At 64.5% G+C, this 13,576-nt stretch carries 12 protein-coding genes; 4 read left to right on the top strand and 8 right to left on the bottom strand.

What is annotated here, in order from left to right; genetic code table 11:
• Window positions 1-71 precede the first annotated feature (71 nt).
• Entirely contained in the window at window positions 72-875 is an 804-nt protein-coding gene (locus BUA05_RS03310) for a DUF1499 domain-containing protein (protein ID WP_072673301.1), read from the top strand.
• A 4-nt stretch (window positions 876-879) separates the two neighbouring features.
• On the opposite strand, the gene BUA05_RS03305 is transcribed toward BUA05_RS03310, so the two are convergent.
• Genes BUA05_RS03305 through BUA05_RS03285 form a run of 5 tightly spaced genes read right to left on the bottom strand, consistent with a single transcriptional unit; the run spans window position 880 to window position 6,557 of the window.
• Entirely contained in the window at window positions 880-1,485 is a 606-nt protein-coding gene (locus BUA05_RS03305) for a CDP-alcohol phosphatidyltransferase family protein (protein WP_072673230.1), read from the bottom strand.
• The gene (locus BUA05_RS03300; RefSeq protein ID WP_084662440.1) at window positions 1,486-2,763 is read right to left on the bottom strand and encodes a NupC/NupG family nucleoside CNT transporter; all 1,278 of its coding nucleotides are present in this window, start codon (window positions 2,761-2,763) and stop codon (window positions 1,486-1,488) included.
• Between the two features lie 21 nt (window positions 2,764-2,784).
• Window positions 2,785-3,207, bottom strand: a complete 423-nt coding sequence (locus tag BUA05_RS03295) for a hypothetical protein (RefSeq protein WP_072673229.1) — start codon at window positions 3,205-3,207, stop codon at window positions 2,785-2,787.
• 15 nt (window positions 3,208-3,222) lie between these two features.
• Window positions 3,223-5,361 carry an FAD-dependent oxidoreductase gene (locus BUA05_RS03290; RefSeq protein WP_072673228.1) on the bottom strand — a complete coding sequence of 713 codons (2,139 nt, stop codon included), beginning with the start codon at window positions 5,359-5,361 and terminating at the stop codon, window positions 3,223-3,225.
• A 41-nt stretch (window positions 5,362-5,402) separates the two neighbouring features.
• Window positions 5,403-6,557 carry an FAD-dependent oxidoreductase gene (locus BUA05_RS03285; protein ID WP_072673227.1) on the bottom strand — a complete coding sequence of 385 codons (1,155 nt, stop codon included), beginning with the start codon at window positions 6,555-6,557 and terminating at the stop codon, window positions 5,403-5,405.
• Between the two features lie 309 nt (window positions 6,558-6,866).
• Between BUA05_RS03285 and BUA05_RS03280 the strand changes: the two genes are divergently transcribed.
• The 3 genes from BUA05_RS03280 to BUA05_RS03270 are packed head-to-tail and all read left to right on the top strand — an operon-like array spanning window position 6,867 to window position 11,169.
• On the top strand, window positions 6,867-8,642 hold the full coding sequence (locus BUA05_RS03280; RefSeq protein WP_072673226.1) for an ABC transporter transmembrane domain-containing protein: 1,776 nt from the start codon (window positions 6,867-6,869) through the stop codon (window positions 8,640-8,642).
• Window positions 8,639-9,670: an HlyD family secretion protein gene (locus BUA05_RS03275; RefSeq protein ID WP_072673225.1), complete on the top strand. Its 1,032-nt coding sequence runs from the start codon at window positions 8,639-8,641 to the stop codon at window positions 9,668-9,670. Before BUA05_RS03280 ends, BUA05_RS03275 begins: the two co-directional genes overlap by 4 nt.
• A gap of 56 nt (window positions 9,671-9,726) precedes the next feature.
• Window positions 9,727-11,169, top strand: coding sequence for a TolC family protein (locus BUA05_RS03270; protein WP_245790063.1), 1,443 nt, complete (start codon window positions 9,727-9,729; stop codon window positions 11,167-11,169).
• A gap of 13 nt (window positions 11,170-11,182) precedes the next feature.
• Here BUA05_RS03270 and BUA05_RS03265 read toward each other — a convergent pair whose 3' ends face one another.
• Genes BUA05_RS03265 through gatB form a run of 3 tightly spaced genes read right to left on the bottom strand, consistent with a single transcriptional unit; the run spans window position 11,183 to window position 13,553 of the window.
• Entirely contained in the window at window positions 11,183-11,638 is a 456-nt protein-coding gene (locus BUA05_RS03265; protein WP_072673224.1) for a tRNA (cytidine(34)-2'-O)-methyltransferase, read from the bottom strand.
• An 8-nt stretch (window positions 11,639-11,646) separates the two neighbouring features.
• Window positions 11,647-12,057, bottom strand: a complete 411-nt coding sequence (locus BUA05_RS03260; protein ID WP_245790062.1) for a GFA family protein — start codon at window positions 12,055-12,057, stop codon at window positions 11,647-11,649.
• Entirely contained in the window at window positions 12,057-13,553 is a 1,497-nt protein-coding gene (gatB, locus tag BUA05_RS03255) for an Asp-tRNA(Asn)/Glu-tRNA(Gln) amidotransferase subunit GatB (RefSeq protein WP_072673222.1), read from the bottom strand. Before gatB ends, BUA05_RS03260 begins: the two co-directional genes overlap by 1 nt.
• Window positions 13,554-13,576 lie beyond the last annotated feature (23 nt).

The following is a 13,576-nucleotide window of genomic DNA, read 5'->3' as shown; positions in this document are numbered from 1 at the left end:
GGGCAAAGGGTTTCCCGCGAATGTGTGAACACATGATTGCCTTGGCGCGCATCGGCGTTAAACAACAGGGCATGACCCATCTACCCTGGCACACCAAGATCGTCCTCGCCCTGCTGGCCTTTCTTCCGCTCTATTTCGTGGTGTCCGCGCTGGGCACCAAGATTGGGTTGTGGAGCTGGCAGACCGGGTTGATGGCGCTGACTTTCGGCGGGGGCGTGATGCTGCTGGGGATCGAGGCGGTGGCCGCGCTGGTTTCGCTTATCATGGCGATGATCGCCAAACCGCGCCGCAACGGCGTGCTGGCTGTGGCCATCATCGGCCTGTTGGTGCCCGGTGCGGTGTTCGTGATGTTTGCCTCGGCGCGCGGCACGGCGGCGAACAATCCGATCCACGATGTCGCCACCGATACCGCCGATCCGCCCGCCTTCTCGGCCGAGACACTGGCCGCACGCGAGGCCGCCGGGGCCAACCCGCTGAGCGATTACCAGACCCCGCTGGGGCAGCTGGAACTGTATGAGGGTGCCGCGCCCGAACTGGCGATCAAGTCGCACGCGCAGATCATCACCGATCGTTACGCGGGCCTTGCGCCGCTGCCGCTGGCCGGCGCCAGCCGTGCCGATGCGGTCGCCGCCGTGGCGGCAGCGATGGGCAACATGGGCTTCAAAGATATTCGCACCGATGCGGCCGCCGGCACGGTCGAAGGCGTGGCGGAAACCTTCTGGTTCGGGTTCAAGGACGATGTGGTCGCCCGGATCGCGGAGAACGAGATCGATTTCCGCTCGGTCAGCCGCGTGGGTCGCAGCGATCTCGGCGCCAATGCCAAGCGCATTGCCGATTTGCGGGAGCAGGTCGCAGGCCAGATCGGCCAGCGCTGAGGCCTCAACCGCGGAACGCCGCCACCGCCATCGCGCTGCGCTGAAACACGGTCAGCACGCACAGCGCCGCATAGCCATAAGCGATCCAGCCGAACCATGCCGGAAACAGGCACATGGCGATGAACACCGCAATGGTTTCGGTGCCTTCCGCCAAGCCGGTCGAATAGAAAAAGCTCTTGCGCCCGTGCGCCTCGGTGGTGTCGCCGCGCTTGGCCGCGATCACCGCAAAGGCGAGGAAGCTGACCCCGGTCAGCACGAAGCTCGCTACCAGCACCAGCGCGGGGAGCGCATTGGCCGCGCCGAGAATGCCGAAGCTGAGCGGAATGCTCACGTAAAACGCGAAATCGGCAACAATGTCGAAATAGCCGCCCAGATCGGATGGCCCGCGCACCCGCGCCACGGCCCCGTCCAACCCGTCGAGCAGCCGATTGGCAAGGATCAGCGCAAGGCCCCAGCCGATCTGGTCCAGGGCAATCGCCGCCGCGCCTGCAAGGCCGAGGGCAAGCCCGGTGAAGGTCACGCCATTGGCGGTGACCCCCAGCCCCGCGAGCACAGCGCCAGCGCGGTTCAGCGGCGGATCGATCAGCGGGCGGAGTTTCGCATCCAGCATCTAGCCGCCCCAGCTCACCAACCCGATCCACGCGCCTGTCATCGCGCTGGCAAGATTGCCTGCCAGCCAGCTTTTCATCCCCAGCCCGGCGGCTTCGGCGCGGCGTTCCGGGCAAAGCGTGCCGATGGTCGATACCAGCAGGCCCACGCTGGCAAGGTTCGCCACCCCGCACAGCGCATAGGTGACGATCAGCAGGCTGCGCGGCCCCAGCGTGCCTTCGGGCAGGGCTGCAAGTTCAAGATAGGCGACATATTCGTTGAGGATCGCCTTGGTCCCCATCAATCCGCCTGCCGCCTGCGCATCGCCCCACGGCACGCCCAGCAGCCACATGAAGGGCGAAAACAGCCAGCCGAACACCCGCTTGAGGCTCACCGCCTCGCCTCCGACCAGCGGCAGCACGCCCAGCGCCTGATCGGCCAGTGCCACCAGAGCAAACACCACGATGATGACGGCGATCACCGCGAGGAACAGCTGCATCCCGTCCATCGTGCCTTTGACGATGGCATCAATGCTGGATTCGTAACGCAGCCCCGGCTCGTCTTGCTCGACCGCGGTCTGTGCATCCTCGGGCGTGCCGGGCACCAGCAGACGTGCGAGCAACAGCGCGGCGGGCAGCGAGATCAGCGAGGCGGCAATCATGTGTCCGACGGCATCAGGCACGGTAGCGCGCAAGGTGGTGGCATAAAGGATCAGGATCGCGCCCGATATGGTCGCCATCGCCAGCACCATCACCTGGAACAGTTCGGCGCGGGTCATGCGGTCAAGATAGGCGCGCACCACCAGCGGGCTTTCGACCACGCCAAGGAACATGTTGGCCCCGCCCGACAGGCCGACCACGCCACTCACCCCAAGGCTGCGGCGCAGCAGGAACGACAGGCCATTGACCAGCCAGCGCAGCACGCCCCAATGCCATAGCAGCGCAGCCAGCGCGGAAAACACGATCACCAGCGGCAGGATCTGGAAGGCGATCACCAGCGGCGGCTGCGCGCCCTCTTTCAAGGCAAACGGCAATTCCGCTCCGCCGAGATAGCCGAACATATAGGTCGATCCCTTGAGCGTTGCCTGTTCGATCGCGCTGACCGCAGAATTGGCGAGGCCCACCACCTCCCACACCAGCGGCACCCGCACGATCAGCAGCGCCAGCACGCCCTGCAATGCCAGCGCACCCAGCATCCAGCGCCAGCCGGGATGGCGGGCGCGATTTTCGCTGAAGGCCCATGCAAGGCCGACCAGCACCGCAAGGCCGATGATCCCCCGAAACTGGTCGAACAGTTCCAATTCCCACCCTCCCTTGCGATTTCAGCGCCGCTTGCCGATCACGCAGTCAAGCGCCAGCGTGTCCAGATCGCGCAGCGCAATCAGCGCCAGCGCCGCGCCTGCCACGGTCAGCGAAGGGAAGAACAGCAGGTTCGCATCTTCGTGCAGATACAGGCCATAGGGATCGAGGAAATGCCGCCAGATCGGCAGCGCGCCGCCCACCAGAATGATCGCCGAACCGATCAGCGTGTATTGGCGAAACAGCCCCAGCACCACCAGCAGGCCCAACGCCACCTCGAACCCGGCAAAGCCCAGTTGCAGGGTGCTGTCCGCGCCCATCCCGCCATAATACTTGTTGGCGAGGTCCGGCCCCATCCCGTCCTTCAGCAGGCGCACGCCGCCCCACAGCACCAGCAGCATCCCGGTTCCGATCCGCATGATCAGCAAGGCGATTTTGGCAAGCATTGCGCGTTCTCCCACCTATCTCCGCCGCCATGCATGGTAGCGTTCGACCCACTTGAGCAGCCCTTCGGGCTTGTGCGCCTTCTTCCAGTTGCCGGCGGCAAACTTGTTGGCCTCGGCCATGGTCGGATAGGAATGGATCGTGCCGAGGATCTTGTTGAGCCCGATCCTGTGCTTCATCGCCAGTACATATTCGGCCAGCAATTCGCCCGCATGCGCGCCGACGATCGTCGCGCCCAGCACCGTGTCCTTGCCCGGCGGGGTCAGCACTTTGACAAAACCGCGCGTCTCGCTTTCGGCAATCGCGCGGTCGAGATCGTCGATGTCGTAACGCGTGACTTCGACCGCGATGCCCTGTTCGGCCGCCTCGCGCTCGTTCAGGCCGACGCGGGCGAATTCGGGGTCCATGAAGGTGACGGCCGGGATCACGCGGTAATCGGCCTTGAACTTTTTCAGCTGCCCGAACAGCGCGTTGACGCTGGCGTACCACGCCTGATGGCTGGCGACATGGGTGAACTGGTAGGGGCCGGCAACATCGCCGGCGGCAAAGATATTGGGGAATTTGGTGGCGAGGAATTCGTCGGTGTTGACGGTGCCGTCAGTGTCCACGCCGATATCCTCAAGGCCAAAGCCGGTCAGCCGCGCCTTGCGTCCGACAGCGACGATCAGCGTGTCAAAGGCGATGCGTGTTTCGGCCCCGCCATGTTCGGCAATCAGCGCGCCTTGTTCGGCCCGCACCGCCTTGTGGCCGGTGAGCACGGTGACGCCTGACTCCTCCAGCACCGCTCGGGCGAGCGCGGAGACATCGTCATCCTCGCGCCCCAGCACCGCGTCCGCCATTTCCACCTGCGTCACCTGTGATCCCAGCCGCGCCAGCGCCTGTGCCAGCTCGCAGCCAATCGGCCCGCCGCCAAGGATCACCACGCGCGCGGGCGCAGCGTCCATCTCGGCAAAGGCATCCCATATCGTCTCGCTGGTGAGATAGCCGCTATCCGCGATGCCGGGGATCGGCGGCACCACCGGCTCCGCACCCGAAGCGATGATGATGCTGCGCGTCGTCAGCCGCTGGGTTGTGCCATCGCCGCGCGCGATCTCCACCGTCCACGGATCGATGATCTTGGCATAGCCCTTGACCACATCGACGCCCAGTTCGGTGTAACGTTCGACGCTGTCATGCGGTTCGATCGCCTTGATCGTGTCCATCACCCGCGCGATCACCGCTTTGAAGGGCACCTGCGGCTGAACCGCGGTGAGGCCGTAGCGGTCGGCATGGCGCATGGTGGCCGCGACCTTGGCGCTCTTGATCAGCGCCTTGGACGGCACGCAGCCGGTGTTGAGGCAATCGCCGCCCATGTCTTTCGCCTCGACCAGCGTAACGCTCGCCTTCACCTGCGCGGCGATATAGGCCGAGACGAGGCCGGCCGAGCCTGCGCCGATCACCACCAGATTGCGGTCGAACTTCGCCGGACGCGTGAACCCGGCATAGACCCGGCGGCGCTTGATGATGCCGACCGCAAGCTTGGCCAGCCACGGCGCGATGCCAAGCAGCGCGAAGGACACCAGCACCTCGGGCGAAACAATGCCGGACAGGCTATCGATCCGCGCCAGTTGGGTTCCGGCATTCACATAGACAGCCGTGCCCAGCAGCATCCCGACCTGACTCACCCAGACATAGGTCCAGATGCGGATGCGGGTCAGGCCCATCACCAGATTGACCACGAAGAACGGAAAGGCCGGGATCATACGCAGGCTGAACAGGTAGAACGCCCCGTCGCGCTTCAGCCCGGCATTGATGGCCTTCAATCGCTCGCCGAAACGCGCCTCGATCGTGTCGCGCAGCACATAGCGCGCCGACAGGAAGGCAAGCGTTGCCCCCAGCGTCGAGGCGAAGGAGACAAGGATCGTCCCCGTCACCAGCCCGAACAATGCGCCCGCCGCCAGCGTCATGATCGCCGCTCCGGGCAGCGAGGCCGCCGTCACCGCGACATAGATCGCAAAGAACCCCGCCAGCACCGCCACCGGGTTTTCTGCATAGAAAGCCTCCCACTGGCCAACCGCCTGCTTGATCCCTTCCAGCGTAAGGTACTGGCCCAGATCGAACAGGAAATAGGCAGCAACAATAGCGGCCAGCGCGGCAAGGATGATGAGTTTCTTCAAGGGGCCTCCTTGCCCTGCTTTCGCCCGTAGCGCGCTGGCGGTTACGCCGTTCCCGCAAGCGCGGCGTATTGGGCAATCCAGCGCTTGTCGATCCAGTGCTTGAGCCGCAGCACGAAAGCCCCCTGTGCCGCAAGCCGGCCATAGCTGGCAATCGCGCTGCCGTCGCCCGTGTTCATAAGATAGAGGCTGTTCCAGCGCGGCTGGTAACTTCGGCGTGGCGGCTCGCCGGCGAGAAGCTTGCGCAGATTGGCCGCCAGCACCGGCCCTGCGAACACGGCATGCACCCCGGAATGGGCCAGCGCCAGGTCAGCGCGGGCGGCAACATCCCCGGCGACGAAAATGTGCGGGTGCGAACATGATCGCTGATGCCGGTCGACCAGCGCAAAGCCCGCATCGTCAACCGCCAAACCGCTTTCCCGCACCCAATCGGGCGCGGCGCTGCCCAGCGCTGCGACGATCAGGTCAGCCGGTTCGAGCGAGCGATTGCCGGCCATGATCGCGCCATCCGCCAGCCGCGCGTCCTCGGCAATCACCATGATGCCCTGCCGCGCCTGCGCCCGGGCAACGCGTTTGCGCACCGCCTGCGAAAAGCCCGGCAGCAGGCCAGCCGCGCCTGTCGCGAGCACAACCTCGGGCCGCGCCTCGGCCGATGCGAGGTTGCGCAAGCCGAAGGCCAGTTCGACCCCGCCCGCACCGCCGCCCGCAACCACCACCCGGCGCGGCGCGGGACGTGCTGCAATACGCGCAACAAAGGCATCGATCGGGCGGATGTCGATCAGCCGCGGATCATCCCCCAGCACTGCGTGGCCGCGCCCCACCCCTCCGGTGTCGAACGAGGCAAGGTCGAAGGTGATCGTCTCGCCCGTTTCGGTGTGAACCACCCGCGCTTGCGGATCGAGCGCCACACAGCGGCCCTGCACCCACACTGCCCCGGCGCGTGCCGCCAGCGCGGCGAGATCGACCAGCCCCTGGTCGCGCGCGTGCTGCCCGGCGAGCCAGCCCGGCACCATGCCGGAATATCGCAGGGTGGGGTGCGGGGTGAGCAGCAGCGTGCGCAGGCGCGCAGCGCCGCCCGGCGGCGGCGGCCCATTGCGGATCCAGTCGGCCAGCACCGCGACATGGGCATGGCCACCGCCGACCAGCAGCAGCTTGGGTTGCGGGCTGTCATCCGGCGAGATGTGTGCGCCCCTGATCATGCCCGCCTCATGCCTGATTGCGTGCGGTTCAGCTAGCGGCAAGGTTGGTTCGCTAACGGGCACCTTCCAGCGCAATTGCCTCGCAATATCCTCTCCTAGGTTCGTATCTTCATGAATTTGAACATACTCTGTCCTGTGGAACCACAGGCGGTTCCACCCATTAAACGATTGCAGCAGCGGGTGTTGCGGGGCATTGATCCGCCCACGACAAAAGCAAAGGCGCGCCGGAGGCAACCTGATGCTTTCCGGCATGCGTTTTCATGTGCATGACTCATCGCGTGAACCTAGGTTCTGAACGGAAAGGCTGCCATGGCGGTTGAAGGCCCCACTTACGGCTCGCAGCTATCGCTGACCAAGTTCTTCCGGATCTTTTTCGAGATCCTGAAGCCTGAAGCCAGCTTTTACTGGCTGGCGGTGGTCTATGGCATCGGCATCAGCCTGCTCAGCCTCGCGACGCCGATCTCGGTGCAGATGCTGATCAACACGGTCGCCAACACCGCTATGCCGGCGCCGCTGGTGATGCTGTCCTTCACCTTGTTCGGTCTGCTGCTGTTTTCGTCGCTGCTCTACGCCCTGCGCATTCACCTGATGGAGCTGTTCGCGCGGCATTTCTACGCCCGTCTTGTCAGCGAAATCTCGCTGATCGCGATCTATGCGCAGAACCCGTTCTTCACCGACACCACCCGCGGCGCGCTGTTCAACCGCTATTTTGACGTGATGGTGATCATGTCGCGCCTGCCGATCCTGATCCTTGATGGCTTTTCGATCCTGCTGGGTATCGCGGTCGGGTTCGTGCTGGTGTCGCTTTACCACCCGCTGTTCCTGATCTTCACGCTGGTCATCATCGCGCTGATCTGGGTGGTCTGGCTGATCTGGGGCGCACGCGCGATCCGCGCCGCGATCGACCTCTCTCACGCCAAGCACGGCACCGCTGTCTGGCTGGAACAGATCGGGGAATCGAGCGGTTTCTTCAAGTCGCAGCAGCGGGTCGATTACGCCATCGCCGAAACCGACCGCAGCACCCATAACTACCTCACCGCCCGGCGCCGCTATTTCCGCCAGCATTTCTCGCAGACGATTTCCTTCCTGCTGATGTACGCCACCGCCAGCGCGGTTCTGCTGGGGCTGGGCGGCTGGCTGGTGATCCAGTTCGAACTGACGCTGGGCCAGCTGGTGGCAGCCGAACTGGTGCTTTCGGCAGCGTTCTTCGGCGTCGCCCAGCTCGGCACCTATCTCAATTATTTCTACGAGATGTGTGCCGCCGGCGAAGAAGTCTCGCTGTTCTTCGACGTCGAACAGGAAACGCCCACCGGCGCCGACCCGATCAGCGGCGATGATCACGCGCTGGTGTTCCGGCAGGTGCGCGGCAAGGCCCGGTTCGAAGATGCCCAGTTCGATTTCACCATCCCCAGCGGCGCGATCGTGATGGCATCGACCAGCCAGCATGGTCTCCAGCGCCTGTTCACCAATGTGATCAAGCTGTATGAATTCCCGGCGACCGGCTATTGCACGCTGGGCGGCACCGATCTCAAGGAGATCGAAACGCATCACCTGCGCATGACGATCTACGTGCTTGACCGGCCCAGCTTCGTGCCGATGACGATCCGACAGTATCTCAGCCTGTCGTGCACCCCGGGCGAAAGCTGGCGGATGCTCGACGCACTCGAAGCGGTGGGGCTTGCCCCGGCGATTGCGGGTCTGGAAAAGGGGCTGGATACCAAGGTCGCGGCGACCGGCTACCCGCTTTCGACGGTCGAACTGCTCCAGTTGAAACTCGCCAGTGCGATCCTTGCCAAGCCGCGCGTGCTGGTGCTGACGCGACTATTCGACCTGATCGATGCCGAAGACCTCGCCCGCGCCTTGGCCGCGCTGCGCGAACAGACCTTTGCCACGGTGATCTATTTCTCCAACCGCGAAGTGCCGCTGGGCTGTGACCGGTTCCTGCACATGGGCGCACAGGAACAGCGCTGGTTCGATGATTTCGCCGAGTTTACGCAGGCCCGGCAGGAAAGGCGCAGTTCCGGAACCGATGTTGCCCGGCTGCGGGCTCAGATTGCCTCATCATCAGACGGAGATCAGGCATGACCTCCGTGCCGAAAACATCGCACCGCTTCACCGCGCTCGAATCGATCAAGATCCCGCGCGTGATGCGGGCAATCTTCTTCATGCTGCTGATTGCCTTCCTGTCGGCGCTGGTGTTCCTGATCTATGCGCCCTGGGTGCAGACTGCCACGGGCCGGGGCGCGGTTAACACGCTCAACCCCAACGAACGCAAGCAGGATATCAACGCACTGGTGCCGGGCCGGATCGAGGAATGGTACGTGCGCGATGGCAGCGCCATCAAGCAGGGCGACCCAATTGTGCGGATTGCCGATATTGATCCCCAGCTGATCCAGCGGCTGCAGGCCGAACGCCAGCAGGTCGAACTGCAATTGCAGGCCGCACGCAGCGCGCTTGCCACCGCACGGCTCGATGAACGCCGGGCGCGCGAATTGTTCGAAGCCGGGCTTGCCGCCCGCCGCGACTATGAACAGGCGCAGATCCGGATTGCCGAGATGGAAGGCCGGGTCGCCGCCGCGCAGGCCAATCTCAACCGCGCCGATGTCAACCTGTCGCGCCAGTCGGTGCAGATCGTGCGCGCCCCCCGCGATGGCTTTATCCAGAGCCTCAATGCCGGCGACGCAGCGACCTATATCAACGCCGGCGACGTGCTGGCCACCTTCGTGCCGGACAACGCCGAACGCGTGGTCGAAATCTTCATCGACGGACGCGACGTCGCGCTGGTCAAGCGCGGCGACAAGGCGCGGATCATGTTCGAAGGCTGGCCCGCGGTGCAGTTTTCCGGCTGGCCTTCGGTCGCGGTTGGCACCTTTGGCGGGGTCGTGGTGGCGGTCGACCAGTCGGCCCAGCCCAATGGCCGCTTCCGGGTGCTGATCGCCGAAGACAAGACCGATGCGCACCCCTGGCCGGAAGAACGGTTTGTCCGCTTCGGGGCCAAGGCGCAGGCCTGGGTGCTGCTCGAAACCGTGCCAGTCGGTTACGAAATCTGGCGTCAGCTCAACAACTTCCCGCCCGAACTGCCTCCTGGGGAAAACATGGGGCAGACGAACTGACGATGACGTCCCGCCTTGCACAACCCGGATGGGTCCAACGCGGATGGGCGCAGGCAGTGTGCAGCGCAGCGTTGCTGGCGATTGCGCCAGCGGCGGCGCTGGCGCAGGATATCGCGCCGGTGGGCGATCCGCTTGAGGTCGCGCTCAGACAGGGACCGCTGCTTCCCGGCGAGGTGCTGCGTTCATCGGCGCTGACCTTCCCCTCGATCCTTGAGGCTTTCGAGCGCGAGGCCGCGACGCGCAGCGATCAGCTGGCAGCCGACGGGGCGTTCGATCTGATGCTGCGCGCCGAGGCATTCGATCGGATCACCGGCTTCAATGATGGCGGGGCGGTTCGTGCCGAAGCGGTCCAGCCATTGCGGCCCTTTGGCGCTCAGTTGTTCGGCGGCTACACTCTTTCGAGCGGGCCCCTGCCGACCTCGCAGAGCAGTTTCAACTCCCCCGAATTCGGCCGGTTCAATGTTGGCGCGCTGTTTTCGCTGCTGCGCGACCGCGACATTGATCCGCGCCGCTTCGCGATCGAGGACACCCGGCTCGCCGCCAGTCAGGCGCGGCTCGATGTCATGCTGGTGCAACTGAACGTCCAGCAGGAGGCCTTGCGCGCCTATTGGCGTTGGGTCGCGGCAGGCGAGGAAATCCGCGTGTTCGAGGAACTGCTCGAAATCGCCGAAGCGCGCCAGGTCGGTCTTGCGCGCGAAGTGCGCGAGGGCGCCCGCCCGCGCATCGCTCTGGTCGAGAACGAACAGAACCTGCTGCGGCGCCGGACGCTGCTCGAACAGGCCAAGCGCGACTTCGAGACCGCCTCGAACTCGCTTGGCTTCTATCTGCGGGGGTCGAGCGGGGAACTGATCGTGCCAACCCGCGAACAATTGCCCGACATCGCCAAGCTCAAGGAAATCCCGCCGCTTGAAACCATGCTGGCGGTGCCGATCAGCGAGGTGATCCAGAGCCGCCCCGAACTGGCGAACTTCCGGCTTGCACTCGAACGTGCCGCCAATCGGGTGGAGCTGCGCCGCAACGACCTCCAGCCGCGGCTGGAGGCCAAGGTCGAAGTGTCTGACGGGATCGGCGAGATCGGGTCACCGACGGGGAATACGGCAGGGGCGTTGGTCGGCGTGACCTTCAGCATCCCCTTGCAGCGCCGCGAAGCGCAAGGCCGGCTGCAACGCGCCGAAGCCGAACTGCGCGAGACTGAACTGCGCCAGCGCCGCACTGCCGACCAGATCACCACCGAGGTCGATAACATCCTCGCCAACCTCGGCGCAGCCCTGCGGCTGAGCGATCTGGCCGATGCCGAAGTCAAGCAGGCGAGCCAGATGGTGCAGGCCGAACGCACCCGCTTCCGGCTGGGCGCGGGCGATTTCTTCCTCGTCAACCTGCGCGAGGAAAGCGCCGCCGATGCGCAGATCCGCGCGATCCGCGCTGAACTGGCCGGACGGCTGGCGGAGGCGAGCTATAATGCCGCGACTATGAACCTTGACGCGTTAGGTCTGGAGTGAACCCGACCAAACATCAGAACGTGCCCCGCAGCGCCTGATAGGCCGCCGCGGAAACCGTGTTGGCGAGGTTAAGCGAGCGGATCACGTCGGACCGCATCGGCAGGTGGAACAGTCGGCCCGGATGCTGGTCGATAATGGGCCTGGGAATCCCCTTGGTTTCCTGCCCGAACACCAGCATGGCATCATCGGGGTATTCCGGCTCGTAGAAACTGCGACTGCCGAATTCCTCGAACAGGAACAGCTGGTCCGGGCGCGGGCTGCGCTCGTCCAGGAAAGCCTCCCAGCTGGCATATTCGCTCAGCCGCACATGCGGCCAGTAATCAAGGCCCGACCGCTTCACCCGCTTGTCCGAAATGTCGAAGCCGAGCGGGTGGATCAGGATCAGCTCCATCCCCAACGCCACACAGGTGCGCCCGACTGCGCCGGTGTTGCCGGGGATTTCGGGCTGGACTAGGATGATGGCGGTCATTGCCCGTGTCAGGCAACAGAGCCGATTATCCGGCTGGGTCGAACATAGCCGAACTCGCCCTCGCCCGACCAATTCTTGCCGTCGGGGTATCGCAGTTCGGTTCCGGCGAGCTCTGCCTCGTCGGCGAGCCCCGCGTTGACACCCATCACTAAATCGCCATGCTTTTGCGCCGCTGCCTCGGTCAGACGGAAGTGAGTGGTCGACCCGCACGCCTGACAGAAATGGACATCGACCCCCGGCTCTGGCTTGTCACAGCGCTGATAAGTGGAGGTCGGGCCGGTGACAGTGACCTCGGCGGGATCGAAATAGCCCCATTGCGCACCGGCCTTGCGGCACAAGTCGCAATTGCAGGCGTGGACAAAATTAGGCTTTCTGGCGGTCGTCAAGCTGACCGCGCCGCAGAAACATCCGAGCGTCATCAGCCCAGCTTGTCCTTCAACAACTGGTTTACCACGCCCGGATTGGCCTTGCCCTGCATTGCCTTCATCGTCTGGCCGACGAAGAAGCCGAACAGTGCCTCCTTGCCGCCGCGGTACTGTTCGACCTTGTCGGCATTGGCAGCGATGATTGCGTCGACAGCCGCTTCGATCGCGCCGGTGTCGCTGACCTGCTTCAGCCCTTCGGCGTCTGCAATCTCAGACGGTTCACGCCCGGTCTTAAGAACGATTTCAAAGATTTCCTTCGCCTGCCCGCCGCTGATTTCGCCCTTGTCAGCCATCGCGAGGATGCTTGCCTGCGCAGCGGCGGTGGCGTTGGCGGGGTCGCCTTCATCGCCGATCGCCTTCATCACCCCCGGCGCGACCGAGAGTGACCAATTGGCGACCTGCGTGGCGACCTTGGCTTCGTCCTTGCCGATCGCCTTGGCGGTTTCAGCCAGCAGGGTTTCGAACCGCGCGAAGGTCTCGACCTCGGCGGTCAGTTCGCGGGCGTTGTAGGGGGTGAGGCCCAGCACATCGGTGTAACGCGTGCGCTTGGCATCGGGCAGTTCGGGCAGGGACGCGCGGCATTCTGCGAGGAAATCCTCCTCCAGCACCAGCGGCAGCAGATCGGGATCGGGGAAGTAGCGATAATCATGCGCGTCTTCCTTGCTGCGCATGGTCCGCGTGGTGCCGGTGCCGGGATCAAACAGCCGGGTTTCCTGCACGATCTTTCCGCCTGCCTCCAGCACATCGACCTGCCGCATCGCCTCATGCTCAATCGTCTGCATGACGAAGCGCACGGAGTTGACGTTCTTGGTTTCCGTACGGGTGCCGAATTCCTCGCCCGGACGGCGCACACTGACGTTCACGTCGGCGCGCATCGAGCCTTCTTCCATGTTGCCATCGCACGAGCCGACATAGCGGAGGATCGCACGCAGCTTGCGCACATAGGCCCCCGCCTCGGCAGGCGAGCGCATGTCAGGGCGGCTGACGATTTCCATCAGCGCCACGCCCGAGCGGTTGAGGTCGACATAGGACATGGTCGGGTGCTGATCATGCATCAGCTTGCCTGCGTCCTGTTCGATATGGATGCGCTCGATCCCGATGATCTTGTCTTCCGGGATGCCCGCCTTCTCGTCCGCCTCGATCAGCAGCTGCCCTTCGCCTACGATCGGGTGGTAAAGCTGGCTGATCTGGTAGCCCTGCGGCAGATCAGCGTAGAAATAATTCTTGCGGTCAAACCGGCTCCACGCGTTGATCTGCGCGTCAATCGCCATCCCGGTGCGCACCGCCTGCCGGACGCATTCGCGGTTGAGCACGGGCAGCATCCCCGGCATCGCGGCATCGACAAGGGAGACTTGGCTGTTGGGTTCGGCCCCGAAGGCGGTCGCCGCGCCGGAGAACAGCTTGGAGTTCGAGGTCACCTGCGCGTGGACTTCCAGGCCGATCACGACCTCCCATTCGCCGGTGGCACCCTGAATGCGATAATTGCTCATGTCTGCTCTACCTTCGTGATCTC

It is taken from the genome of Erythrobacter sanguineus, from assembly GCF_900143235.1.
GTDB lineage: Bacteria > Pseudomonadota > Alphaproteobacteria > Sphingomonadales > Sphingomonadaceae > Erythrobacter > Erythrobacter sanguineus.
Note: the sequence above shows the minus strand (reverse complement) of the source record. Positions and strands in the feature narration are given on the sequence as shown.